Consider the following 24,727-nt stretch of genomic DNA (forward strand, 5'->3'; position numbering starts at 1 on the left):
ATAATGATGGACTCTTCTCAAACTTTTCCGTGTAAAGGACAGCGTTTTCTAGCTATTGCTGGGTTTTCAGGTTTTATCGTTGTGGCATTAGGGGCATTTGCCGCGCATGGCCTAGCAACAATATTACCTGAACATTTATTAGCGGTATTTAAAACCGGTGTGCAGTACCAAGCGTGGCATACTTTTGCTTTATTGGCGTGTGGCATTTTATTGCAACTGAGTGCGCACGAGTCTCAAGCAGCATCAGAACATCAACGCCCACGCTATAATGAAAAAGCACGAAAAGGGCTAGCTTATGCTGGTGGTTGCTTTATCATCGGCATCCTTTGCTTTAGTGGTAGCCTTTATGCGCTAGCACTCACTGGCATTAAATGGTTTGGCCCAATTACCCCACTTGGTGGTTTGTTTTTTATGTTGGGTTGGATCATTTTTACTATTTCTGTATTAAGACTTAATAAGGTGACATCGTGAAACACGTTTTAATTTACTGCCGCTCTGGCTTTGAAAAAGAGTGCGCAGGTGAAATTCAAGACAAAGCTAATGACTTAGAACTGTTTGGTTTTCCACGCGTAAAGAAACAAACGGGCTATGTTGTTTTTGAATGTTACCAAGAGGGTGATGCTGATAAGATCATTAAACAAATTGACTTTAAAACGTTAATTTTTGCTCGTCAAATGATGGCCGTCAGCGCTGAGATCTCTGATCTTCCAAGTGAAGATCGTATTTCTCCTATTCTAGCCGCGATTGAATCTCAAGAAAATTTTCCGACTTGTGGCGATATTCGAGTTGAAACGCCAGATACGAATGAAGCGAAAGAACTGTTGAAATTTTGCCGTAAGTTTACGGTACCAATGCGTTCTGCACTGCGTGGTAAAGGTTTTCTATTTGCTAAAGATAATGCGAAGAAACCAGTGTTGCATATTTGTTTTACCGCACCAGGCCAGTGTTTTGTTGGCTATTCATTATCGCAAAATAACTCACAGTTTTTTATGGGGATTCCCCGCTTAAAATTTCCATCGGATGCGCCAAGTCGCTCGACTTTAAAACTTGAAGAAGCGTTCCATGTCTTTATTCCAAAAGAAGAGTGGGAAACGCGCTTAGCGCCAGGCATGTGGGCGGTTGATCTTGGTGCTTGTCCTGGTGGTTGGACGTATCAATTGGTTAAGCGTTCAATGTTTGTACATGCGGTGGATAATGGCGCAATGGCGCAAAGCTTAATGGATACCGGTCAAGTTAAGTACCACGCGGAAGATGGCTTTAAGTTTATTCCACCAAAGAAAAATGTGACTTGGATTGTGTGTGACATGATTGAAAAGCCGTCACGCGTCGCTCAGTTAATGGGTGAGTGGTTAATCCGTGGCTTGGCGAAAGAAGCTATTTTTAATCTGAAATTGCCAATGAAAGGTCGTTACGACGAAGTGCTTGAAGACATTGAAAACTTGAAAATCTTCTTTAAAGAAAACGAAGTACCATTCAAGCTGCAAGCAAAACATTTGTACCATGACCGTGAAGAAATCACAGTCCATGTGCAAGTATTGAAAAACATCTCACCGTATTAAAGAAACGAGCGCTTCATTTTGGGGCGCTTAGTTTTTCGATATTAGATGAGAGCATTATTTTTTCTTTTTCCTCCGACTGAAGCGCCTCGGCTCTAGCTTTTTTACGCTTCTTTTTTAAACCTTATATCTTGTAGATTAAACCCTAATTCCATTTCTGTTTGCAAGGCGGCAATACGTTTGCAGGTTCTAGCTAATTCAATATGTTCATCGAGCTTTTTTCGGTATTTAGTAATCAGATCTTCTGCTGCATAAGCGGTTTCTATATCACCATATTGTTGCAAAATCTCTTTTGCAGCTTTAGGGCCAACCCCCGGAACGCCAGAAACTTTGCTTGAGCTAATGCCGACTAATCCCCAATAATCCGCCAGCTGATTTGGTTTTACGCCAAACTCTTTTTCAATAAATGGGGCGTCTAACCAGCGATGTTGAAAGTAATCTCGAATTTGAATGTTAGGGCTTAACAGCTGACAGTAACCTTTATCGGTTGAAATAATAGTGGTCTTCTCTCCAGCGGAGGCAACTTTGCGCGCTAATGTTGCAATCAGATCATCAGCTTCATCACCATCTGAAAGTAATGAATCAACACCAAGTTCCCACCATGCAGATTGAATCGACTCTAAACCGTTGAGTAATGGTAGTGGCATGGGTTTACGGTCTTCTTTATAGCTTGGCAGCACTTTGGCTCGCCACCCTCTATCTTGTAAGTGATGATCAAATACCGCAATGATATGAGTGGGTTGAGATTCATTAATAATCTTATGCAAGGTCCGGCTGGTGGTTTCAATTGTGCGAGCGATATCCGTCGGATCAGGTTGGGCAGAATGAACACGACGGATTAAGTTGAGTGCATCAATGATCACCAGATGAATCGACATAATTTTCCTTGCTGACGGTAAATAAAGTAACGCGAGATAAAATAAAAAAGCTTCGGGTACATCATGCACCAGAAGCTTGTTAGCTTAACATATTAAGGTTTTATTTTGCGATTCGATAACAGGGAATGTATTCAGAACCCGGTAACTTCATGCGATGCTGTGCAACAAAATCATTCAATAGAGTATCCATTTTCGCCATTAAATTGCGATCACCATCAATAATGAATGGACCGTTCTGTTTGATTTCCCGGATGCCTTCTGATTTTACGTTGCCCGCGACAATGCCTGAAAATGCTTTGCGCAAATTAGAGGCGAGCTTTTCTGCTGGCTGCTCTAAGTGTAAATCTAACGCTGCCATTGATTGATGTGTGGGTATAAATGGAGCTTGGAATTCTGGAGCAACCGTCAATGACCAGTTAAAGCTATAAGCATCTCCATGAGCCCGACGATGCTCTTTCACTTTTGGCATGGCGTCTTTAATAATTCGAGCGGCTTGCGCAGGATCGCCAATAACAATTTGATAGTGTTTTTGTGCTTCAGGCCCTAGCGTGTCGTGAATGAATTGATCGATGGATCTAAAATACGCTTCACTTTCTTTTGGCCCAGTCAGTACTAGTGGTAAAGGCTGATCCGCATTTTCTGGATGCATTAGAATTCCGAGAATATAAAGTAACTCTTCGGCGGTGCCTGGGCCACCAGGGAAAATAATAATCCCGTGCCCCATCCGAATAAAACCTTCTAGGCGCTTTTCTATATCCGGCATGATGATGAGCTCATTCACGATTGGATTTGGTGGCTCAGCCGCAATAATAGAGGGCTCAGTTAAGCCAACATAACGTTGGGAAGTATAGCGTTGTTTAGCATGGCCAACGGCTGCGCCTTTCATTGGGCCTTCCATAGCGCCGGGTCCACAACCGGTACAGATGTTCATTTCTCGTAAACCTAACTCATGTCCGACCGAGCGAGTATATTGGTATTCAATCTCATTAATAGAGTGTCCTCCCCAACAGACTACGAGGTTTGGATCTATGCCAGTATGCAGCGCTTTTGCATTACGTAATATACCAAATACTAAATTGGTAATTTGTGCTGAATCAACGAGATGTAACCGTTGGCTGTCTGCTAGTTGCACATGTAAGAAGACGATATCGCGTAGTACTGAAAATAGATGTGACTGAATGCCTTTTATAATCGTGCCATCTACAAAAGCATGTTCTGGCGGATCGATTAACTCTAGTTTTATGCCTCGTTCACGACGCATGACTTCGACTTCAAAAGAGAGATTCTGGCTTAATAATTGTTCTGAGTTATCAGTGTGGCTTCCTGAATTTAAGACGGCTAAAGAGCAACTGCGGTATAACTGATAAAGATCACTTGAAGCGGCTTTTTTTAATTTGTTAACTTCTAATTGAGACAGTAAATCTAAACTACCGATAGGACTTATTTGAGTGATCATAGGCGATTCCTTTCAACTTGATTTCGAAAATACCTGAACATAATTCAGGAGGGGTGTAATAAGCGTGAATAACCTGAGGATGAGGTAACCTTTGGATAGAGCAGGTTTGATCCAAAGGCTTTTATGGTTTAGTACTAAATAACGTAGTTTAAAATAACTTAGCACGAAGAATATAAACCTTACACCCGTTTTATGGCCTAGGCTACCCGCAATACCTCGGAGTTAGAGATTAGGCTTTTCATTACGAATGATTGACTTAGCTAATTCATCGTTACCATTTAAAGTTTGGATTTTGATTAAGCCTTGATTCACTGCTTGTTGGCAAGCTAAACGAATATTAGGCAATGCAAAACTAGCTGCTGGGGCATTCTTTATGGCGGAAAGGTGGACCCATTGGCTATCGGTTTCGCCTTCATATGTACTGATCTTTCGACAGATATAAATAGCCATTAGTAGTATATCTATCAGTTCTTTATCATTAATTGCAGTGACGGCTTTTGGTAAAAATGGATATTCTGCTATACCCATTTTTATATGTCGGTCTATGGTTTCATCTGTTTGGAAGGTTTCAACCCACGAATTGATTTTCTCAAACATGGTTTCGGTGTTGCCTTGATGGGTGGCTTTGGGTTCTATATAAAGAAATAATCCATCGGAAAAATGGTATAGGCGTGCCGGTGAATTGACAAAACTTTGTAAGTGCTGACCAAATGCTTTTTCTATATCTAAACCCGCGTGATAGCCTCTTTTAAGGTATACATTGCGTAAAAAAGGCACATCAAACATAACAAAATGAAGTCGATCACTTAAGGGTTCATTGATCAACTCACCCAGTCGCCATTGTTCAAAGATCGCATTACTGCGTTCGAGTGATTTTGGTAGTTTTGCATTAAGAAGTTTTAAGTTTTGTAAGCCAGAACGTGTATGGGTATAGAGATCGATCGTTTGAATTTCTAGCTCTTTTTTGATTTTCTTATTTAGGTAGCCGCGATAAATAATGACCATGAATAGTAATAGGCTGACAACCATTAATACTAAAGTAGATTGTTGATAATCATGATATTTTTCTTGGCTACGAGAAAGGTTATCTTCCAGTCCTGCATAATGTAAGGACTGTTCAATAATATCTTTTTGTTGTCGAAAAACTTCTTCATTAATGGCATTAAACTGTTCTTGTTGGTTCTGCCATAAACTTTGATAATTATGTTGGGCTTCGAGAGCTTGCTTGTAATTCCCTTGCTGCTGATAGACGGCAGAGCTGATTCTGTATGCACTCATTTTTAAGTGATTATTATTTAATTGAGTGGCAGCAGTGAGGGCTAGTTGGCTATAAGCTAATGCGGTTTCGGTGTTTCCGTGTGATAGTGCTAAGGCGGCTTGCAGTAAATTAACTTCTGATTTTTGCAGCACCGAATTAGTCTGTTCCACCATTCTTTGCGCTTGATTTAAATAAATTTCAGCATGGGAAAAGTCGAATAGTTTTAAGTAGGTGTTAGCGATGTTGATGCGTAATTCTATTATTTGACCTAAGGTCTTTAATGTTTCCTCATTGTCCAACACATTTAAATAACTGACTAAAGCTAGGTTAAATTTACCTTGTTGATAATAAGTATCGGCCATTAATTTCAATGTTTCAGATAATGGTGTTGAATGAGGATAATTATCATAAAAATCTGCCGCTTCTGTAGTGTGCTCAATGGCTTTATCGAAAACATGGCGCGAATAAAAGAGCTTTGCGAGTAATAAATTGGTTTTAGCCAGCTCAATGCTATCGCCTTCTTTTACGGCCATCCAATAAGTAATAAGAAGCTGAGTTAATGAGTCATCATATTCATCTTGCTTGAGATAATACTCACCCAAATTGAGATGATAATCGATAGTGAGTAATACCGAGTTTAAGACAACAACATAACTTTCAGCTTGCTTGAAGGCAGCTTCCGCTTTGATGCGGTTATTTTGATAAGCGTAAACACGAGCTTTAAACATATTAAGGTGATAATTCAGCTGTTGTTTCCAGTTTGTGGTTTGTTGCTCTTGTTCTAGCTTTTGATCAATCTCGCTAAGGTAACGATTTATATCATTGATACTATGAGTTTGATCCCATAATAATTGGGCATGAGAAAGGCGAGCATTGATATAAAGCTGAGGTAATTTGTATTGAGTGGCAAGTGTTTCTGCTTCTTGGATAGACTGCAAAGCCAATTGATATAAGCCTTGATTATGATAAGCCTGAGCCATGATTTGTAGAGCTTCAATACTGGTTGATGGTGTCCGAATGCTTTCTTCGCTGCCATCTCTTGATAATGTGTAGTCTTGGCTATTCGTGACGACGAGCCTACGGGCAGAGAGAAATTGTTTAGTGGTAGTAATGGATTGCTGAGGATTAATGCTTAACACTCTTGCCGCCTCTTGAAGGTAAGGGGTCAGATATGTTTTAGCTTGAGCCTGTTTAGATAATAAAAGACTGCTAAATAAAAGGGTAATAATAATCTGAGCCACTTTATTCATTGGTCTCTGCATTCTCCTAGGGATATTCAAAACAAATAGTTTGTTAACTATGATGGTGGATAGGCGATCTAACATCGCCTTACTGTAACGTCAATTACTTCTGATATTGCCTTATTGGCGTGCCATACGCTTCATGCTATTTGGCTTTTCATGCAAAGTAGAGCGGTAAGGATTAATATCCAATCCTCCTCTACGAGTATAGCGAGCATAAACGCTGAGTTGTTGAGGTTGGCAATATTTGATGATGTCACAGAATATCCGCTCTACACACTGTTCGTGAAATTCGTTATGTTCACGAAAAGAAATAAGATAGCGCAATAAAGCCTCTTGTGAGATTTTATGACCGGTATATTGAATTTCAACGCTACCCCAATCTGGTTGATTGGTGATTAAGCAATTTGATTTCAATAGATGGCTATGTAAAATTTCAGTGACGGCTTGCTCGCTGGTTGAGCCTTGTAGGTATTGTTCATTAAATTGATAATCGGTGATTTCGATATCTTGATGATCAATACAATTGCCTTGCATCGTCACAATCGGTTGTAGGGTGTAATGCTCAACATTGTGTAAGCAAACCTCTACTGTTTCACCAGCACAAGCTGAAAGATCAGCTTTTAAGGCGCTTTCCACCTGTTGCCAATCATCAAAGCGAGTTTGGTTTAAACTATTTAGATACAACTTAAACGATTTTGACTCAATAAGGTTTGGGCTAGTGACGGGCAAGAACACATCACCAATGGCCACTTGAGGTAATCCCTTACTATTAAGCCAGGATATTTCATACAAGGTCCAAATATCACAACCAATAAAAGGCAGAGTATTGATCTCGTTTAATCCGAGATCTTGGCGATTTAAGCTACGCGGCACAGGTTGTAGCAAACTCGGATCATAATCATGACGATATTGTGTATGCTGACCTAATGTTAAGCCTTGCAATTCTTTGGCATTAGCATATTTTGTGCTGCAAGGTTGAGTTGATGAATGCTTGTCTTTTGAAGTATGAGTCATAGTAAAATCTAGATTTATTACAGTGACCAGAATAGTAATACCAATTCCAATCGGTATCTATGTATAATTTTGAATATGGAGCCTTGAATGAACCACAATATTGCCCATGCGTTGGCTGTGCTTACTTCTGATTTTATTGAGCAATGGCAACAAGCCTATAAAAGCAATCCTATTGCCGATGAAATGAAAGGGTTAGCTTCACCATGTCTACAAACTCAAGCAGATAGTGAGCATGTTGAGTGGCTACCACAAGAACGTGATGAACTGGCCGACTTCAGCAATTTGGAACGCGGTATTGAGCTTACGATTCACTCTGATATTAAAGCTTTTTATGGGTCACAATATAGTGCCGATTTAACCTTATCTTGGAAAGGCAAACCGTTCACTTTGCTGCAAGTGTGGAGTGATGATGATTTTGTTCATCTTCAAGAAAATATTTTGGGTCATTTGGTCACTCAACGTCGATTAAAGTTAAAGCCAACGGTATTTATTGGTACCACCGATGCCGAGTTAGATGTGATTTCTATTTGTAATATTAGTGGTGAAGTGATTTTAGAGCGTTTAGGGACGTCTAATCGGGATGTGTTGAGCTCAAACATCGAACAGTTTTTAATTCAGTGCCAAGTGCAAGTGTAAGGAAGATAAGTGTACGTTGTAGAGTTGCAGTTTGAATGTTTTGATAATACCACCATGGATGCGGTTGAAAAATCGATCAATGGTTTACTCGATGCCTTACGTTTTAATGGGCAGATATTAGGTCGGGAATTTCCTATCATCATTGGTGATGGGGAATTTCGTGTACGCTTAATTTGCCCAGAATCAGACAGTATGCATCCAAGGTATCATTCTGCTTATGTCAAAGTATGCTTGCAACGGCTTACTGATGCGAAGGTTTTAGCGCCGAAGGTGAAAGTGCTCGGGCAAGATCTTAATTCAGAACAAACTGTCGCCCATGAAGATGCGGGGCAATCAAGTTGGCAAGTGTTGTATACCACATTTGTGCACTCATGCTCACCGTTACGCTGTGGCGATACGTTTAGACCTATTCCGTTATATCACAATCCGCCAACCTTAAATGGCGATCACAAAGCGATCATTAAATGGCAAACGGAATGGCAAGCGTGCGATGAAATTCAAATGGCAGGTGCGACCCAAGCAGAGCATGCAACATTAAAAGAAATCTCAGATGTTGGGAGCTATTTATTTCGACGAGGCTGGGATCTGCGTGGGCGCTTAGAATATCTCACCAAAATCCCAACATACTATTATTTATATCGCATTGGCGGGGAAAGCCTTGAAGCGGAAAAACAACGCCGCTGTCCACGTTGTGGTGGTGATTGGAAACTTGAAAAACCATTACACGATATTTTTTATTTCAAATGCGATGATTGTCGGATTGTGTCGAATATTTCGTGGGATCAGTTGAAAGGTTAGTTTTATTGGTGTGGCAATATAAGAGCTGCACGATTGAAATCCTGAATAACATTTTATCGTCGTTATTCAGGATGAACGCTTTATTTAGCCTTTGCTAAGATCTTATCCAGATGATTGGCAAATTCACGCTTATCAGTTTGTGAAAGTGGCGCGGGGCCACCGCTTTGAATACCACTTGAACGTAAAGTATCCATAAAGTCACGAATATTGAGACGAGCCTTAATGGTGTCTTTAGTATACAGCTCACCGCGTGAACTCAATGCTTGTCCACCCTTTGTGATGACTTCATCAGCCAGTGGAATATCGGAAGTAATCACCAAATCCCCAATTTCTACTCGACGTACAATTTCGTTATCGGCAATATCAAAGCCACTTTCGACTTGGATCGAGTGAATGTTGGTACGATTGGGGACGGGAACTTGATGGTTTGCCACAAAGGTGGTGGTTATACCGGTTCTTTCTGCAGCTCGACAAATCGTTTCACGAATGGTTTTTGGACAGGCATCGGCATCAACCCAAATTTTCATACTACTTCCCTTGCTCTGTTGTTAATTTCTGCTCTAACTGATTGATGCGTAGTTCTAATTGCTCAATACGTTGAATAAAAGTCTGCATTTGAGTTTCAAGACTCTGAACTCGTGGATCATTATTAGACGCATTTTTTTGAGCGGCTATTTCAATTTTGGGCGCTCTATTGGATGCTTTCCACGATTTGATTGTGCTGATGATAGCTGGAATTGGTACTGAGACAGATAAGCGAGCTTTCACTAATGCCACACTGGGTTCTTTGCCTTCGGCATTGAGTTCGGATAAGACTTTATGTAATTCTGCCGTGACATTTTGAGTATTCATTTTAGATTCTCTTTAACACAAAAATTGAATAGTAATTGAGCTTATTAATAATCGACCATTCTATAAGGTGGTAGACGAAAGTGCGTGGCTTTAAAACCTAGCATAATCATTTTTGCTTGGTAACAATCATCACCACGAGATGAGAATTCAAATTGATACAGTGAGTGAAAGCGCCAGCGACCATCTGGTAACCTTATCTGGTAGCGCAATAAAGAGGTTGATAGCACTTGCAGATCCAACTGTTCACAATGACGTAAAATCGCTTTATGTGCTAATTCAGATTGACGACGTTGCTGCCAAAATAAAAAGGCAATAAACATGACGATTAAAATCATTAATAAATCCGTGATCATTTACGCTTCCTTTGAGGTATTTATTTTATAAATCGGTGAATAGTGCTTTTAATAAAATCAAATACTATTGACTCGATTTAGTTTGTTGCTGCAAGGTGATCAGCGCGTTAGCCAGTTCCGGGCTTGGCGTATTATGCAGTAACGGAAGAAATGTCACCCTTAATTCAGGTAGCATCACTAAGTCTGCAAATAATTGATTAAATAGATTTTGATTATCGGTTTGAGCTAATCGTAATAAGAATTTTATCGCTCGCGCTTCGGTGGCAAGTTGTGACCAACAACGCCCAGCGATGGCAATTAATATCTCGGAATGACTCAATTCTGGTTTGGCTAAAAGGGCTTCAATGACGGTTTGAAGTTGATTGATATTACCGCCAGATAGCGCACGTACAAAAGCAGACAGCAAAAATAAGTCAGGTTGGTCTTTATTGGACTCTTCCAGTGCGAGTTCAGCAATACGTAGGCTTAATTTGTCGTCTAGATTGACATGCTCCAATGCGCCTAACAAAACATACAACGCTGGGTGGCATTGAACATTTTTTGTGAGCGATGGAAGTGCTTTACGAATTGCCACGGTATTTTGATTATTTGATAATCGTGCACATATATCGGTAATGCCTTGCAAGCCAACCGTTTGCCAATTATTCCACCCAAGATCACCCGTAAAATAATGCTGAGCATGTTCGTAATATTGGCTGGTGGGTAAATCTAAATGTGCTCGAATTAAGCTATGAAAAGCCGCCATTTTGTCATCTTTAGGCTTAAAGGTGTATGGGTTACTTGCGAGATGTTGCTGCTGTTCTTCTGTTAAGCTTTGATTTAATTGCGCTCCCATTGCCTCGGTGACATATCTTAAGAAATTACCAACATCGGTTTGATTGAGTAAACCTCGCTCATCTAATGGGAATTTTAAGAACCAAATCCAAGGTTGGTTTTGCTCTGTCCAATAAGCAATGCCAAGGTGTGCATGTCGCTGTAGAGGATAAGGGTAGGGCTTTTGTGCCATTTCGACTTGTAGAAAGGTTTTATGGTCAATGGATTGAATGCGGCGACCTAAATCAAATATTTTATATTGGCACTGACTTTTTTCGAGTAGCTGACTTAGATTGTGAATAGCATTCATAGAGGGTTATCCGATCTCAATTCAAAAGGGTATAATCTCTACTAAATGGTACCCAATTTGACCATTATCAAGGGCGCATAGAGTAAAATGATTCAAGCAGATTCACTTTGTCAAAAATTGGACACATTAAAATCGACTTTACAGCGGTTAAGTTTATGGGAAGAGCATTCGCCTAATGCTGATATGCTTACCAGTTCTCAGCCTTTTTCGCTGGATACGTTAACGCCAACACAGTGGTTACAATGGGTCTTTATTCCTAAAATGGATGCCTTGATTCGCTCAGAGCAAGCGATACCAACAGGATTTGAAATTAGCCCTTATTTTGAGCAATCGATGGTCAATGATGAAGCGCAGCACCAGTTATTGGTAGTGTTAAAACAAATAGATGAAATTGTTAAATGAGCGACATTATGAATCAAGAAAAAACCGATCAAACTAATATTGCTCAAGCTAACATTGATCAAGATAGTATCGAGCAAGCTAATACCGTTGAGCAATTAACAGTTGAAGATGACCAGACAGAGAGCGAATTACCACAGGTTGAGCTAGAAATTATTTATCAAGATGAGTCTCTTATTGCGGTCAATAAACCGGCGGGAATGTTGGTGCATCGTTCTTGGTTGGATCGTCACGAAACTCGATTTGCCATGCAAACATTACGCGATCAAATTGGTCAGCATGTGTTCCCGCTGCATCGTCTGGATCGTCCGACTTCGGGTGTGTTGCTATTTGCTTTATCCAGCGATGTCGCATCACAAGCCGCGCCAATGTTTGCTGAACATCAATTTGAGAAAACCTATCATGCGATTGTCCGCGGTTGGATCGAAGAAGGGGATCGATTAGATTATCCGCTCAAGAAAGAGTTGGATAAGGTTGCAGATAAATTCGCGAAACAAGATCAAGAAGCACAATCCGCCATTACCGACTATCGACCTCTTGCTAAAGTTGAAGTCCCATTATCAACCGGACGCTTCCCGACTAGCCGTTTTGGCTTGGTTGAAATGAAACCGCTAACAGGGCGTAAGCATCAATTGCGTCGACATATGGCTCACCTACGTCATCCAATTATTGGCGATACTTCGCATGGTGATGGTAAGCAAAATCGATTGTTTCGTGATCACCTTAATGCACATAGATTGATGCTTCATGCAACACGTTTAAGCTTTATTCATCCGATAACCAAGCAAGCCGTTATCATTGAAGCAAAATTTGATGAGGTGTGGATGAACCTTATTGAGAAGTTTGGTTGGAATAGTAGCCTCTAGTTATTAGGGAAATAAGTTTCGAGCCTCGGAGTGAGGCACGGTGATAGCAATGATAGAAACTGAAAATCGTCATCCTGAAAAACGACGTAGGAGTGCAGTTCAGGATCTCCGACAGCGATTGGAGTTTCAATGCGTTGTAGGAGATTCCGTATCTTCTTCGCTTAGGCCATGTACGGAATGACGTGATGCGAACGGAGATGTTACTCTCGATTCCCTTATTTCAGCTTAGCTAAATCCGCTTCAATATCAGCAATTTTACCTGCCACCACTTTTTCTAAATGACGTAAATCCGTTAAGATTTTATGTTTAATATCTTGGTTATCCATCGGTTTAGGCTTGGTGATTTTATTTAATTCCGTCATTACTTGAGTGAGACTAGGGCTTACTTCGGTAGTCTCTTTATAGTGACCTTGGCTGTTTTCTACACGAATACTTTTACGTTGGCGTGGGTATTTAAATTTGACACTTTTAGCAAAAAGCTCACCTTTTTGTTTGTGAAAATAGACTTTTAGTACATCGACTTGAGCTTCTTGACGCAAACTATAGCGGGCAATTAATTTAGGGTCGCTGATGCCGAGCATTTGTAAATTTGGGTACATATAGATTTACCTCAATCGTTTATTTTCACGTTAAATTAAACATCGAATCTATGGGTTATTCTAGCTTCAATTTACCTTTAATGTGGTGACAATTCTTTTATTTTTTTCATCAAGAGCGCTTTAATCGCTTGTTCTTCGTCGTCATCTAATCTTCCACTTACTGGTGAGGTAAGAATAAATAAATCTTCTGCTCGTTCTCCAATGGTTGTGATTTTAGCACCATGTAAATGAATACCAAGTTCAGCAAAAGCCGATCCGACCCTAGCTAATAGCCCAGGAGTGTCTAAAGCCACTAATTCCATCAGGCTGCGCTTACCTGTTTTGGTTGGAATGAAATTAATTTGAGTCTTTACATTGAAATGCAATAACTGGCGTGGAGTACGTCTTGGTGTAGCCAGTTTTAGCTCTGTTGATTGGAGAATAGTCGTCAATTGTTCTTGCAGTATTTGGTGTCTATTGTCTTCAACTGGGTCTCCATTGTGGTCAAGTACCATGAATGTATCGAGTGCATAGCCGTCTTTGCTCGTCATGATTTGAGCATCGTGGATGCTGAGATTACGGCGATCTAATTCAGCGGCCATGGTGGCAAACAAACTTGCTTTATCTTTAGCATAAATAAAGACTTCAGTGCCGCCTCGTGATGCATTTTTACTGATCAAAACCAAAGGGGATTGGTGGTTATGCTTTAATAAATGTTCACCATGCCACGCTATTTGGTTCGCAGTATGACGTAGGAAATAATCAGCCTTAAAGCGTTGCCATAACACTTCAATTTCTCTTGGTGAGAAGTTTTCTTTGCGTAACATTGCCGCGGCCATATGTTGATTATGGCGAATGCGATCGCGGACATCGACAGGGTTTTCTAGTCCTCGACGTAAAGCTCGCTGAGTGGAATAAAATAATTCGGCTAATAACGTTCGTTTCCAGCTATTCCATAATTCAGGGTTAGTCGCGCAAATATCGGCTACGGTGAGGCAAACTAAATTTTCTAAGTATTCTTCATCACGAACTTTTTTAGCAAATTCGGTAATTACGTCAGGATCATAGATATCGCGGCGTTGTGCGGTAACTGACATTAATAGATGATTTTGAACGAGCCAAGATACCATCTTAGCTTCTGGTTTTGATAAGCCATGTTCTATACAAAAGTCATAGGCTTCAACGGCGCCTATTTCTGAATGATCACCACCTCGACCTTTACCAATGTCGTGAAACATAGCCGCGATGATTAATAAGTTTTTCTTTTGAATCCTCGGATAAACATCACAGCAAATAGGGTGTTCTGCATGATTATCAGAATCATTGAAGGCGTGAATTTCTTTTAATACCCGCATACTGTGTTCATCGACAGTATAAACATGAAATAAATCGAATTGCATTTGTCCAACAATTTGACTCCATTGCGGAAGGTAAGCTGCGAGTACACCTAAACGGTGCATTAGACCAAATGATTTATGTAAAGAATTTGGGTGATTGACCAGCTCCATGAATTTTTCACGGGCCGCCGGGATAGTGTGAAGAAATCGATTTAACCGTCGGCGTGCTGTGCGTAATTGTCTCAAAGTAGCTGGGCTAACACCTTCGATGGTGGAGTCATTGGCAATATGTAGAAACATATCGAGAATGGTTTCAGGCCGAGCTTGGAATAAGGCGGGTTTTCTTGCTTCAATCAAAGTGTCGCGACGTTGAAAATCATCAGATAGAACCTTGATTTCTTGTTGCTTTCCTTTGTTAGTAATGGCTTGCTCAAAGAGTTTTAATAACATGGTATTGAGTTCAGCGACACGACGCAGCGTGCGATAAAACTCTTTCATCATCATTTCGATGCCACGATTGCCTTCTGCGATAAAGCCTAAGCTTTCAGCAACGCTAGCTTGATGGCCAAAGGTTAATCGATTGTCGTAACGTCTTACTTCGATATGTAGGGCAAAGCGCACTCGCCACAGGAAGTTCTGACACTCGAGTAATTCACGATATTCAGCATCAGTTAGAAAGCCGGCATAACTCATTTCACGTAAGGATGTCGCACCAAAGTGACGGCGAGCAACCCAGCTCAATGTGTGAATGTCACGTAAACCGCCAGGGCTAGATTTTATATCGGGTTCTAAATTGTAAGTGGTGTCGTGATAGCGTGAATGCCGCTCGCGTTGTTCTTGTAATTTTGCTTTATAAAATACTTCGATCGGCCAAAAGGTGGGGGCACTGATTCGTTCAATTAATGAAGCATAAGTGCTACTGCAGCCGCATAGAAATCGCGCTTCTTGTAAGTTAGTTGCTACGGTTAGATCATCCAAACCGACTTGAATGCATTCATCAAGAGTTCGTACGCTATGACCAACCTCTAAGCGCAAATCCCACAATAATGTGATGAATTGGCTAACCTTTATACTAATGTCTTCAGTAATGCTTTCTTTCGATAACACTAAAATATCGATGTCAGATAAAGGGTGTAATTCAGCACGGCCATAACCACCTACCGCGATGAGGCTGAGAGAGGGATACTCATCAAAACCGAAATATTGCCATAAACGATCTAAAATAGAATCCATATAATCGGAGCGAGCAAGTACGAGATCTTCAACTGGCTGATGAGCGAGGAAAGCTTCTTTTTGATGAAGTGAAAACTGCTCAAGTTGGGATCTGAGCTCAGCAGGACAAATTTGGTCGTCTTTTAAGCTAGTCGGTGGTTGATAAGGCATTATGCTTTCCCTGCAACAAATGGAATCTGTTTTGATAATACCGTTTCAAGCTTAGAAAACCAATGAGCAGACAACAAAAAGCCCTCACAGATAAATCCGAGAGGGCAATGAAATTGAAGCGTTTGGCTTAAGATATTTCTCGACTTAGCTGTTATGCATAATGCGAGGAATATTCTCTTCTGAGCGTAATGTCATTACTTCACAGCCTGTTTTGGTCACAACGATGGTGTGTTCGTATTGAGCTGAGTTTTTCGCATCGCCAGTATAAACCGTCCAGTCATCGGCGGCATCAACGGTTACGCCGAATTTCCCTGCGTTAATCATTGGCTCAATAGTAAATATCATGCCTTCTTTTAAAACGCGACGGTCGGTATTTTTATAATGCACTACTTGTGGCTCTTCATGGAATTCATCGCCAATACCATGCCCACAAAAATCTCTCACGATAGAAAATTTATTACGAGGATTTTTCTTGTTGCTATCCTTGATGTATTTCTCAATGGCAGTGCCAATTTCACCAAGTTGTAAACCTGGTTTGACTTTACGAAGGCCAACATACAGCGCTTCTTGGGTAACCATACACAGGCGTTTATCGGCTGGTGCGACATCACCAATTAAAAACATTTTTGATGTATCACCATAATAACCATCAGGGCGAACGCTCAGATCAGCATTAGGATCATTAGGTACGATAACCGTAATATCGATATTTAAAATATCGCCATTTTTTAATACCGCTGGCTTGAGTTGTCCATTGCTGCCAATTTCGTCTTGCGAGGCAGGAATACCGTGGCAAACGATATGGTTAATGGAAGTACAAATTGATTTTGGATAGCCATGATAATCAAGTGGTGCTGAATACGCGCCGTGTTTAATGCCGTAATCATGGCAAATCTGGTTGAGCTCTTCGGTGGTTACGCCGGCTTTGACATGCGGTTCGATCATTTCAAGTGTATCGGCTGCTAATTTGCAAGCAATGCGCATTTTTTCAATTTCTTCGGCAGTTTTAATTTTAATCGTCATGTTTATTGGCCTTTTTAACTATTGTGAATAGTGTATTCAGTGACGGCGCTAATCGCAATTGAAATCCGTTATCATCAGCATAATTAGGCTAAAAACTCACATGTCAGGTTAAATGAATAAAAAATGATAGCAAGTTAATGAGTTTTTCTGGATTAATAAGCAGGTTTTATGGTATAAAGCGCACCGAAATTGGCATCTGTTCACTCCTGTATTTGGCGTAGCAATGTGAGTTTCACATACTTATTTCTTAAATCACACACATTCCGACACGTGATCCGGGGTGCTCAAGTCAATATTGAACTTGGGTCGGAGTCATGGGGGATGTGGAGGCCTAACCCCATTAAAGAGGATTATATAATGGCAACTGTATCAATGCGCGATATGCTTAAAGCTGGTGTTCACTTTGGTCACCAAACTCGTTACTGGAACCCAAAAATGAAGCCTTTCATCTTTGGCGCTCGTAACAAAGTTCATATCATCAATCTAGAAAAAACAGTTCCTATGTTCAACGAAGCGCTAGCAGAGCTTAGCAAAATCGGTGAGCGCAAAGGTAAAGTACTTTTCGTTGGTACTAAGCGTGCGGCTTCTGAAGCAATCAAAGAAGCGGCAATTGCAAGCAACCAGTACTATGTAAATAACCGCTGGTTAGGCGGTATGTTGACTAACTTTAAAACAGTTCGTCAATCAATCAAACGTCTTAAAGAATTTGAAGCGCAATCTCTAGATGGTACGTTTGAAAAAATTACTAAGAAAGAAGCTCTAATGCGTACGCGCACAATGGAGAAACTTGAAAAATCTCTTGGTGGTATTAAAAACATGGGTGGTTTACCTGACGCATTATTCGTAATCGATGCTGATCACGAGCACATTGCAGTTAAAGAAGCAAACCACCTAGGTATCCCAGTATTTGCAGTAGTCGATACTAACTCTGATCCAGATGGCATTGATTTCATCATTCCTGGTAATGATGACGCAATCCGTGCTGTACAACTTTACCTAAACGCTGCTGCTCAAACAGTAACTGAAGGTCGTAACAAAGACATAGCTGCAGTTTCTGATAAAGATAGTTTCGTAGAAGAAGCTTAATATCACTGCTCCTTGTCACTTAGCGTTGATTGTCATTATTTGGTAGTTAAGGTTAAGTTATAGTTAGTAATAGGGGCCATGCTTTTAATGTAAAATTAAGCTGGCCCCTGTTTTTTACCATTTTTGGAACCAACCGAGGATTATACCATGGCAACAGTAACAGCTGCTCTAGTTAAAGAATTGCGTGAGCGTACTGGCGCAGGCATGATGGATTGTAAAAAAGCGCTTGTTGAAGCAAATGCTGATATCGAATTAGCAATTGAAAATATGCGTAAAAGCGGAGCTGCAAAAGCGGCTAAAAAAGCGGGTAATATCGCTGCTGAAGGAACCATCTTAGTTAAAGAAGGTGAAGGCTTTGCAGTACTTCTAGAAGTAAACTGCCAAACTGACTTCGTAGCAAAAGATGCAAACTTCCTAGGTTTTGCTAATGCTGTTCTTGATGCTGCACTTACTGAGCGTTCAGATGTTGAAGCACTTCAAGCTAAATTTGAAGAAACTCGTATTGCTCTAGTTGCTAAAATCGGTGAGAACATCGGCATTCGTCGTGTTGTTTACATTGAAGGCGCTAAAGTAGGTTCATACCGTCACGGCGAGCGCATTGGCGTAGTTGTTGCGGGTGATGCTGATGAAGAAACTATCAAGCATGTTGCAATGCACGTTGCAGCTTCTAAGCCTGAATATGTTCATCCTGAAGATGTACCTGCAGATGTGGTAGCTAAAGAGAAAGCGGTTCAAATTGAAATCGCAATGAACGAAGGCAAACCACAAGAAATCGCTGAGAAGATGGTTATTGGTCGTATGAAGAAGTTTACTGGTGAGGTTTCTCTTACTGGTCAAGCATTCATCATGGAACCTAAGAAAACTGTTGGTGAATTCTTAAAAGAAAAAGGCGCAACAGTAACTAACTTCGTACGTTTAGAAGTTGGTGAAGGTATCGAGAAAGTGGCTGAAATGAGCTTTGCTGATGAAGTTGCAGCGGTACAAAAAGGCTAATTCCTGTTTTGTATAGTTAATCTAAGAGACCGTGGCCATGCTACGGTCTTTTTGTGAATAAAGATAATTCGTTAATTGTTATGAATAAATATTATGATAGCCTTTTGGGGAGGTTAATTTACGCCATATTTATTCATAACAGTTAATCAAATAACACTTTTGAAAGGTAAACTCCATGACAACGAATCCTAAGCCTGCATATCAACGTATTTTGTTAAAACTGAGTGGTGAAGCCTTACAGGGAGCAGAGGGTTTTGGTATTGATCCTACGGTTTTAGATCGTATGGCTCAAGAAGTGAAAGAATTAGTTGAACTCGGTGTTCAAGTTGGTGTCGTTATCGGTGGTGGTAACTTATTCCGTGGAGCGGGCCTTGCAGAAGCTGGGATGAATCGTGTGGTTGGTGATCACATGGGTATGCTTGCCACTGTAATGAATGGCTTAGCAATGCGTGATGCACTTCATCGCGCTTATGTGAACGCTCGTGTTATGTCGGCGATTCCTCTTAAAGGTGTGTGTGATGATTACAATTGGGCTGATGCAATTAGCCAATTGCGTCAAGGTCGCGTTGTGATTTTCTCTGCGGGTACGGGAAATCCATTTTTTACTACTGACTCAGCAGCATGCTTGCGTGGGATTGAAATTGAAGCGGATGTTGTTTTAAAAGCAACCAAAGTGGATGGTGTTTATACTGCCGATCCTGTCGCTAACCCAGATGCGATTTTATGTGATAAACTCAGTTACAACAGCGTATTAGAAAAAGAATTAAAAGTAATGGATTTAGCTGCCTTTACTTTGGCTCGTGATCATAAAATGCCAATTCGTGTGTTCAATATGAATAAACCTGGTGCGCTACGCCGCGTCGTAATGGGTGAACAAGAAGGGACATTGATCAGCGATCTATCGGAATAAAGCACAGAAAGGGCAAGTAGAATGGCTTTCTTGCCCTGTTAAAATATCAATAATTAAGGTGATACCGTGATTAACGAAATTCAAAAAGACGCTCAAGAGCGCATGCATAAGAGTGTTGAAGCTCTTAAAAGTAATCTATCAAAGATCCGTACTGGTCGAGCGCATCCAAGTATTTTACAAAATATTTCAGTAGAGTATTACGGAGCACCAACTCCGCTTAATCAAGTAGCAAATATCATTGCAGAAGATGCTCGTACATTGGCAATTACTGTTTTTGATCGAGAACTGACTCAAGCGGTAGAAAAGGCAATCATGAAATCAGATCTTGGCTTAAATCCAATGTCTGCTGGTACGGTTATTCGTGTACCACTTCCTGCATTAACGGAAGAGCGTCGTAAAGATTTAGTGAAAATCGTTCGTGCTGAAGCGGAAGGTGGTCGTGTAGCCATACGTAATATTCGTCGTGACGCTAATGGCGACTTTAAATCATTACTGAAAGATAAAGAAATTTCAGAAGATGAAGATCACAAGGCACAAGATGAGATTCAAAAAATCACCGATGTAGCGATCAAAAATATTGATGATCTCTTAGCTGTGAAAGAAAAAGAGTTAATGGAAGTTTAATTTCCGCTCAAACTGGGAAACGCTGTGCTGATTTAATTAGTCTATCAGTATGGCGTTTTTTATTTTGGCCTAATAAAAAGACTGTAAATAATGTCAGACATTCAACTCTCATCGGAACTTTTACCTCAACATATTGCGATTATCATGGATGGTAATGGCCGTTGGGCAAAACAACAAGGTAAGCCTCGCTTGTATGGGCATCGTGTTGCGGTAAAAGCTGTGCGGGAGACGATAAGTGCGGCTTCTCGTTTGGGAATTAAAGCCGTTACTTTATTTGCCTTTAGTAGTGAGAATTGGAAGCGACCCGAAGAAGAAGTCGGTTTATTGATGGACTTGTTCATGATGGTGCTGACTAGAGAAATCAAAAAACTGCATAAAAATAATTTGAAACTTAAAATTGTTGGGGATAAATCTCGTTTTAGTACCTCCCTACAAAAAAAAATAGCAGAAGCGGAATATCTCACTCAAAGTAATACAGGGTTAGTGGTCAATGTGGCTGCAAATTATGGAGGTAAGTGGGATATTACTCAAGCTGTTAAGCAATTAGCGATATCTATTGAAAAAAAGCAGTTTACCTCTGAAGAGATAACGGAAGAATCAATTTCTCAATATTTATGCATGTCTGATTTACCTGATGTTGATCTTATGATCCGGACGAGTGGTGAATGCCGAATCAGTAACTTTATGTTATGGCAGATGGCTTATGCTGAATTGTACTTTACTGATCTTTACTGGCCAGAATTTAATGAACAAGCGTTACTAGAAGCAATTTCTTGGTTTATTAATCGTGAGAGACGATTTGGTTGCACGAGTGAACAGCTGCAATCATTAATGAATCATAAATAGAGATAAAGCATAAGGATGGAAGTTTGAAACAACGAATTATTACGGCATTGATTTTAGCTCCTTTGGTGGTGTGGGGGATTTTTCAATTACCGATTCCTTTGTTTATTGCCGCTTTAACTGCCGTCGCATGTATTGGATTTTGGGAATGGACTCAGTTTATTAGTCTTACCTCTCGAGTGAAAAATTTATTTCCTGCAGTTATTGTTTTGCTTGCCAGTCTTGTATTTATTCCAGTTGATGTTGATAGCTTATCCCAAGTTTCAAACATACATCTCGCGATTTTGAGTGTTGGTAGTTTATGGTGGGTATTTGCTAGCTTGTTGGCGTTGACTTATCCCAAAAGTGCTTGGATATGGAGTAAGAGCCTTTCTCTACGTCATTTGTTTGGTATTTTATCGATTCTGCCATTCCTATGGAGTGTGTTTATACTCCGCTCGGAAGGATATGCAGAGCATCCACTGCATGGCGCTAAGTTAGTCATGTATGTATGCTTATTAGTGTGGGCAGCAGATACCGGAGCCTATTTTACTGGAAAAGCATTTGGTAAACATAAAATGGCACCAAAAGTGAGTCCAAATAAAACATTAGAAGGTTTATTTGGCGGATTGGTATTCGCTATGTTGGTTGGTTGGGTGGTGACAAAATTATTTGATATCCAGTTTGCTAATCTAATAACTATGTTCGTTATTACCTTCGTTACAGTCGTGATCTCAGTATTAGGCGATCTTGTCGAAAGCATGTTTAAGCGTGTGTCAGATATTAAAGATAGCAGCAATATTATTCCTGGGCATGGCGGGGTTCTTGATAGGATTGATAGCCTAATGGCTGCATTCCCTGTTTTTGCTCTACTATATTTTCTTTGCCAATAATATCGGTGTTACATCATCTTTCTCTTTTAATGGTTTTATTTTATGCAAAAGATAACGATTTTAGGTGCAACGGGTTCTATCGGGGCGAGTACTCTATCTGTCATTGAGCATAACTCAACTGATTTCTCTGTGTTTGCATTAACTGCATGTTCCAACGTTGAAAAAATGCATCAGCTGTGTCTGCAATGGCAACCTGAGTATGCGGTTATGTCTGATGACTCAGCAGCATTGTTATTAGAAAAGCAACTAAAAGGCTCACATGTTTCGACCAAGGTTTTGTCGGGATTAGAGGGGCTGTGTGAAGTCGCCTCTGCTGGGTCTGTTGATATGGTGATGGCGGCCATTGTTGGGGCTTCTGGGCTATTACCAACTATGGCAGCGGTAAAAGCAGGTAAGCGAATTTTACTGGCTAACAAAGAAGCTCTCGTTATGTCGGGGCAATTTTTTATTGATGCGGCGAAACAGTATGGAGCACAAATCTTGCCCGTAGATAGTGAGCATAACGCTATCTTTCAATGTCTTTCTCAAACTATCCAAACTAACTTAGGACATTGTGATCTTGATGCTGGAGGCGTTCATTCTATCTTGTTAACAGGCTCAGGCGGCCCGTTTCGCTATAGTGACGTTTCATCGTTAAGCCAAGTCACACCTGAGATGGCGATAGCTCATCCTAATTGGTCTATGGGCCCGAAAATCTCAGTTGATTCTGCCACTATGATGAATAAAGGCTTGGAGTTTATCGAAGCCAAATGGTTATTCAATGCCAAGCAAGAGCAGCTTAAGGTCTTGATTCATCCTCAGTCCGTTATTCATTCTATGGTGCAATATAATGATGGATCTGTTATTGCCCAAATGGGGGAGCCTGATATGAGAACCCCGATTGCATTATCAATGTCATACCCTGAGCGAATTCCCTCCGGTGTTAGCCCTATTAATTTTACGCAATTGAATGAACTGACTTTTCTTGAGCCTGATATGTCAAGATACCCATGTTTACAGCTTGCTATTGATGCTTGTTATACTGGGCAAAATGCGACGACTGCGATTAACGCAGCCAATGAAATTTCAGTTGATGCTTTTTTAAAGCATCAGCTTAAATTTACCGATATTGCCATCATTAATGAGGCTGTGATGTCGAAAGTGTGTGGTTTATCAACTCTTGGTGCGCAGAGTTTGGAGAACTTACTGGAGCTCGATAATATGGCTCGCCAATACGCCAATGAATTATTAACAGAGCGATCATTATGACTGGCATAATATGGAATTTAGCATCGTTTATCGTTGCACTTAGTATTTTAGTAGCAGTACATGAATTTGGTCATTTTTGGGTTGCTCGCCGGTGTGGTGTCAAGGTTCAAAAGTTTTCGATTGGATTCGGTAAGTCTCTTTGGAGTCGTAAAGCGAAAGATGGAGTCGAGTATTCCATCTCAATGATCCCGTTAGGCGGTTTTGTCAAAATGCTCGATTCTCGAGTTGATAATGTCCCTGAAGATCAGAAGCACATGGCTTTTAATTATAAGAGTTTATGGCGACGTAGTGCCATTGTTGCCGCAGGCCCTGCTTTTAATTTTCTTTTTGCGATCTTTGCCTATTGGCTAGTTTTTATGATTGGAGTTCCAGCTGTAAAGCCTGTGATTGGTGATGTAGCGCCAAGTTCTATTGCTGCAAACGCAGGAATGACGTCAGGTATGGAACTAAAATCAGTATCTGATATCCAAACCTCTGATTGGGAATCTGCGCATATGGCATTGATTTCTCATATTGGTGATAAGCAGATAACTCTTACTGTAAGTTCGCCAGAAGATGTTGGCCTTGAAAGAAAGATTACTTTAGACACTCAAGATTGGTCATTTGATCCTGAAACTGATTCTGTCATGCAAACATTAGGCTTTAAGCCTTATCGACCAGCGTTGACCATGGTTATCTCTAATGTCAGTGAAAATAGTGCAGCAGAGAAAGCAGGATTTAAAGTTGGCGACAAATTATTGTCAATTGATGGTAAGCCTGTCGTGCAGTGGCAAGACTTTGTTGATGCAGTGAAATCGAGTCCGGAAAAGTCACTTTCTCTACATGTGGAAAGAGAAGGGGCGGAGCAAGCTTTAGTTTTAGTCCCTGCGATGAAGGTCTTAGCAGATGGAACTAAAATAGGGTTTGCAGGTATTGCGCCTTCGATGGAAGCTTGGCCAGAAGAGTATCGAATTGAACAAAAGTATGGTGTGTTTGCATCTATACCTAAAGCCATCGATAAAACCGGACAAATCGTTGGGTTAACTCTTACGATGGTGAAGAAGTTGTTTACTGGTGATGTCGGCATTAATAATTTAAGCGGACCAATTACGATTGCTAAAGGCGCTGGAACTACTGCTGATTATGGTTTAGTTTACTTTTTAGGTTTTTTAGCCCTTATTAGTGTTAATTTGGGTATTATCAACTTGATGCCGCTTCCTGTATTGGATGGTGGACATCTTTTATTTTTTGCAATAGAAGCTATTATTCGCCGTCCTGTCCCTGAAAAGGTGCAAGAGATCGGTTATCGCATTGGTAGTGCCGCTATTTTTTCTTTAATGTTAATAGCGATTTTTAATGACGTTGCTCGCCTGTAGTGCCAGTAGTGGTTTTAACAAGGCATCGATATATAAAGGATT

The 24,727-nt window shown here is 40.5% G+C and carries 25 protein-coding genes; 14 read left to right on the forward strand and 11 right to left on the reverse strand.

What is annotated here, in order from left to right; all coding sequences use genetic code 11:
• Positions 1-6: 6 nt before the first annotated feature.
• Entirely contained in the window at positions 7-471 is a 465-nt protein-coding gene (locus FH976_RS04305; RefSeq protein ID WP_194089765.1) for a DUF423 domain-containing protein, read from the forward strand.
• Positions 468-1,559: a 23S rRNA (cytidine(2498)-2'-O)-methyltransferase RlmM gene (gene rlmM, locus FH976_RS04310; RefSeq protein WP_194089688.1), complete on the forward strand. Its 1,092-nt coding sequence runs from the start codon at positions 468-470 to the stop codon at positions 1,557-1,559. The genes FH976_RS04305 and rlmM overlap by 4 nt, the downstream gene beginning before the upstream one ends.
• 101 nt (positions 1,560-1,660) lie before the next feature.
• Here rlmM and xni read toward each other — a convergent pair whose 3' ends face one another.
• From xni to queF, 4 genes are all read right to left on the reverse strand, one after another.
• Positions 1,661-2,434, reverse strand: a complete 774-nt coding sequence (xni, locus tag FH976_RS04315; RefSeq protein WP_194089689.1) for a flap endonuclease Xni — start codon at positions 2,432-2,434, stop codon at positions 1,661-1,663.
• A 100-nt stretch (positions 2,435-2,534) separates the two neighbouring features.
• Complete coding sequence (gene ppnN / locus FH976_RS04320; RefSeq protein ID WP_194089690.1) at positions 2,535-3,890, reverse strand: nucleotide 5'-monophosphate nucleosidase PpnN; 1,356 nt, start codon at positions 3,888-3,890, stop codon at positions 2,535-2,537.
• 222 nt (positions 3,891-4,112) lie between these two features.
• Positions 4,113-6,410 (reverse strand): tetratricopeptide repeat protein, encoded by a 2,298-nt coding sequence (locus tag FH976_RS04325; protein WP_228767339.1) that lies wholly within the window; start codon positions 6,408-6,410, stop codon positions 4,113-4,115.
• Positions 6,411-6,509: 99 nt separating this feature from the next.
• Complete coding sequence (gene queF / locus FH976_RS04330) at positions 6,510-7,406, reverse strand: NADPH-dependent 7-cyano-7-deazaguanine reductase QueF (protein ID WP_194089692.1); 897 nt, start codon at positions 7,404-7,406, stop codon at positions 6,510-6,512.
• Positions 7,407-7,493: 87 nt separating this feature from the next.
• Here queF and syd point away from each other — a divergent pair, with 87 nt between their 5' ends.
• Together syd and FH976_RS04340 are read left to right on the forward strand one after the other, a co-directional pair.
• Positions 7,494-8,042 (forward strand): SecY-interacting protein, encoded by a 549-nt coding sequence (gene syd, locus FH976_RS04335; protein ID WP_194089693.1) that lies wholly within the window; start codon positions 7,494-7,496, stop codon positions 8,040-8,042.
• A gap of 9 nt (positions 8,043-8,051) precedes the next feature.
• The gene (locus FH976_RS04340) at positions 8,052-8,840 is read left to right on the forward strand and encodes a Zn-ribbon-containing protein (protein ID WP_194089694.1); all 789 of its coding nucleotides are present in this window, start codon (positions 8,052-8,054) and stop codon (positions 8,838-8,840) included.
• Between the two features lie 80 nt (positions 8,841-8,920).
• Here FH976_RS04340 and FH976_RS04345 read toward each other — a convergent pair whose 3' ends face one another.
• The 4 genes from FH976_RS04345 to FH976_RS04360 all read right to left on the reverse strand — a co-directional run bounded on the left by FH976_RS04345 (position 8,921) and on the right by FH976_RS04360 (position 11,168).
• Entirely contained in the window at positions 8,921-9,367 is a 447-nt protein-coding gene (locus tag FH976_RS04345) for a YaiI/YqxD family protein (protein WP_194089695.1), read from the reverse strand.
• A gap of 1 nt (position 9,368) precedes the next feature.
• The gene (locus tag FH976_RS04350) at positions 9,369-9,692 is read right to left on the reverse strand and encodes a hypothetical protein (protein WP_194089696.1); all 324 of its coding nucleotides are present in this window, start codon (positions 9,690-9,692) and stop codon (positions 9,369-9,371) included.
• A gap of 44 nt (positions 9,693-9,736) precedes the next feature.
• The gene (locus FH976_RS04355) at positions 9,737-10,045 is read right to left on the reverse strand and encodes a DUF3301 domain-containing protein (RefSeq protein WP_194089697.1); all 309 of its coding nucleotides are present in this window, start codon (positions 10,043-10,045) and stop codon (positions 9,737-9,739) included.
• Between the two features lie 64 nt (positions 10,046-10,109).
• A complete protein-coding gene (locus FH976_RS04360; protein ID WP_194089698.1) occupies positions 10,110-11,168 on the reverse strand; it encodes a DUF3549 family protein in 1,059 nt (352 codons plus the stop codon).
• A gap of 87 nt (positions 11,169-11,255) precedes the next feature.
• Here FH976_RS04360 and FH976_RS04365 point away from each other — a divergent pair, with 87 nt between their 5' ends.
• Together FH976_RS04365 and truC are read left to right on the forward strand one after the other, a co-directional pair.
• On the forward strand, positions 11,256-11,570 hold the full coding sequence (locus FH976_RS04365; RefSeq protein ID WP_194089699.1) for a YqcC family protein: 315 nt from the start codon (positions 11,256-11,258) through the stop codon (positions 11,568-11,570).
• 8 nt (positions 11,571-11,578) lie between these two features.
• Positions 11,579-12,433: a tRNA pseudouridine(65) synthase TruC gene (gene truC / locus FH976_RS04370; protein WP_194089700.1), complete on the forward strand. Its 855-nt coding sequence runs from the start codon at positions 11,579-11,581 to the stop codon at positions 12,431-12,433.
• A gap of 215 nt (positions 12,434-12,648) precedes the next feature.
• Here the strand turns inward: truC and FH976_RS04375 are convergent, their stop codons facing one another.
• The 3 genes from FH976_RS04375 to map form a co-directional block, all read right to left on the reverse strand.
• Entirely contained in the window at positions 12,649-13,032 is a 384-nt protein-coding gene (locus FH976_RS04375; protein WP_194089701.1) for a DUF3461 family protein, read from the reverse strand.
• A 77-nt stretch (positions 13,033-13,109) separates the two neighbouring features.
• Positions 13,110-15,731: a bifunctional uridylyltransferase/uridylyl-removing protein GlnD gene (gene glnD, locus FH976_RS04380; RefSeq protein WP_194089702.1), complete on the reverse strand. Its 2,622-nt coding sequence runs from the start codon at positions 15,729-15,731 to the stop codon at positions 13,110-13,112.
• Between the two features lie 144 nt (positions 15,732-15,875).
• Positions 15,876-16,754, reverse strand: coding sequence for a type I methionyl aminopeptidase (gene map, locus FH976_RS04385; RefSeq protein ID WP_194089703.1), 879 nt, complete (start codon positions 16,752-16,754; stop codon positions 15,876-15,878).
• A gap of 357 nt (positions 16,755-17,111) precedes the next feature.
• Between map and rpsB the strand changes: the two genes are divergently transcribed.
• From rpsB to rseP, 8 genes are all read left to right on the forward strand, one after another.
• Positions 17,112-17,840: a 30S ribosomal protein S2 gene (gene rpsB, locus FH976_RS04390; protein WP_194089704.1), complete on the forward strand. Its 729-nt coding sequence runs from the start codon at positions 17,112-17,114 to the stop codon at positions 17,838-17,840.
• A 147-nt stretch (positions 17,841-17,987) separates the two neighbouring features.
• The gene (tsf, locus tag FH976_RS04395; RefSeq protein WP_194089705.1) at positions 17,988-18,833 is read left to right on the forward strand and encodes a translation elongation factor Ts; all 846 of its coding nucleotides are present in this window, start codon (positions 17,988-17,990) and stop codon (positions 18,831-18,833) included.
• Positions 18,834-19,008: 175 nt separating this feature from the next.
• The gene (pyrH, locus tag FH976_RS04400) at positions 19,009-19,743 is read left to right on the forward strand and encodes a UMP kinase (protein WP_190330367.1); all 735 of its coding nucleotides are present in this window, start codon (positions 19,009-19,011) and stop codon (positions 19,741-19,743) included.
• A 66-nt stretch (positions 19,744-19,809) separates the two neighbouring features.
• On the forward strand, positions 19,810-20,367 hold the full coding sequence (gene frr / locus FH976_RS04405) for a ribosome recycling factor (RefSeq protein ID WP_194089706.1): 558 nt from the start codon (positions 19,810-19,812) through the stop codon (positions 20,365-20,367).
• 90 nt (positions 20,368-20,457) lie between these two features.
• Positions 20,458-21,213, forward strand: coding sequence for an isoprenyl transferase (locus FH976_RS04410; protein ID WP_194089707.1), 756 nt, complete (start codon positions 20,458-20,460; stop codon positions 21,211-21,213).
• Positions 21,214-21,236: 23 nt separating this feature from the next.
• On the forward strand, positions 21,237-22,082 hold the full coding sequence (locus tag FH976_RS04415; protein ID WP_194089708.1) for a phosphatidate cytidylyltransferase: 846 nt from the start codon (positions 21,237-21,239) through the stop codon (positions 22,080-22,082).
• 42 nt (positions 22,083-22,124) lie between these two features.
• Entirely contained in the window at positions 22,125-23,330 is a 1,206-nt protein-coding gene (gene ispC, locus FH976_RS04420) for a 1-deoxy-D-xylulose-5-phosphate reductoisomerase (protein WP_194089709.1), read from the forward strand.
• Complete coding sequence (gene rseP, locus FH976_RS04425; RefSeq protein WP_194089710.1) at positions 23,327-24,685, forward strand: sigma E protease regulator RseP; 1,359 nt, start codon at positions 23,327-23,329, stop codon at positions 24,683-24,685. Before ispC ends, rseP begins: the two co-directional genes overlap by 4 nt.
• Positions 24,686-24,727: the final 42 nt, after the last annotated feature.

Source organism: Vibrio hibernica, assembly GCF_015223435.1.
GTDB classification, from domain to species: domain Bacteria; phylum Pseudomonadota; class Gammaproteobacteria; order Enterobacterales; family Vibrionaceae; genus Vibrio; species Vibrio hibernica.

What these genes read in the sequence shown, in the direction of transcription:
- truC (WP_194089700.1), top strand. Translation starts at nt 11,579, where the DNA reads ATGAATCAAGAAAAAACCGATCAAACTAATATTGCTCAAGCTAACATT.
- FH976_RS04365 (WP_194089699.1), top strand. Translation starts at nt 11,256, where the DNA reads ATGATTCAAGCAGATTCACTTTGTCAAAAATTGGACACATTAAAATCG.
- FH976_RS04410 (WP_194089707.1), top strand. Translation starts at nt 20,458, where the DNA reads ATGTCAGACATTCAACTCTCATCGGAACTTTTACCTCAACATATTGCG.
- ppnN (WP_194089690.1), bottom strand. Translation starts at nt 3,890, where the DNA reads ATGATCACTCAAATAAGTCCTATCGGTAGTTTAGATTTACTGTCTCAA.
- queF (WP_194089692.1), bottom strand. Translation starts at nt 7,406, where the DNA reads ATGACTCATACTTCAAAAGACAAGCATTCATCAACTCAACCTTGCAGC.
- FH976_RS04375 (WP_194089701.1), bottom strand. Translation starts at nt 13,032, where the DNA reads ATGTACCCAAATTTACAAATGCTCGGCATCAGCGACCCTAAATTAATT.
- xni (WP_194089689.1), bottom strand. Translation starts at nt 2,434, where the DNA reads ATGTCGATTCATCTGGTGATCATTGATGCACTCAACTTAATCCGTCGT.
- syd (WP_194089693.1), top strand. Translation starts at nt 7,494, where the DNA reads ATGAACCACAATATTGCCCATGCGTTGGCTGTGCTTACTTCTGATTTT.
- glnD (WP_194089702.1), bottom strand. Translation starts at nt 15,731, where the DNA reads ATGCCTTATCAACCACCGACTAGCTTAAAAGACGACCAAATTTGTCCT.
- tsf (WP_194089705.1), top strand. Translation starts at nt 17,988, where the DNA reads ATGGCAACAGTAACAGCTGCTCTAGTTAAAGAATTGCGTGAGCGTACT.
- FH976_RS04325 (WP_228767339.1), bottom strand. Translation starts at nt 6,410, where the DNA reads ATGCAGAGACCAATGAATAAAGTGGCTCAGATTATTATTACCCTTTTA.
- FH976_RS04360 (WP_194089698.1), bottom strand. Translation starts at nt 11,168, where the DNA reads ATGAATGCTATTCACAATCTAAGTCAGCTACTCGAAAAAAGTCAGTGC.
- ispC (WP_194089709.1), top strand. Translation starts at nt 22,125, where the DNA reads ATGCAAAAGATAACGATTTTAGGTGCAACGGGTTCTATCGGGGCGAGT.
- FH976_RS04350 (WP_194089696.1), bottom strand. Translation starts at nt 9,692, where the DNA reads ATGAATACTCAAAATGTCACGGCAGAATTACATAAAGTCTTATCCGAA.
- FH976_RS04345 (WP_194089695.1), bottom strand. Translation starts at nt 9,367, where the DNA reads ATGAAAATTTGGGTTGATGCCGATGCCTGTCCAAAAACCATTCGTGAA.
- pyrH (WP_190330367.1), top strand. Translation starts at nt 19,009, where the DNA reads ATGACAACGAATCCTAAGCCTGCATATCAACGTATTTTGTTAAAACTG.
- rseP (WP_194089710.1), top strand. Translation starts at nt 23,327, where the DNA reads ATGACTGGCATAATATGGAATTTAGCATCGTTTATCGTTGCACTTAGT.
- rpsB (WP_194089704.1), top strand. Translation starts at nt 17,112, where the DNA reads ATGGCAACTGTATCAATGCGCGATATGCTTAAAGCTGGTGTTCACTTT.
- map (WP_194089703.1), bottom strand. Translation starts at nt 16,754, where the DNA reads ATGACGATTAAAATTAAAACTGCCGAAGAAATTGAAAAAATGCGCATT.
- FH976_RS04355 (WP_194089697.1), bottom strand. Translation starts at nt 10,045, where the DNA reads ATGATCACGGATTTATTAATGATTTTAATCGTCATGTTTATTGCCTTT.
- FH976_RS04305 (WP_194089765.1), top strand. Translation starts at nt 7, where the DNA reads ATGGACTCTTCTCAAACTTTTCCGTGTAAAGGACAGCGTTTTCTAGCT.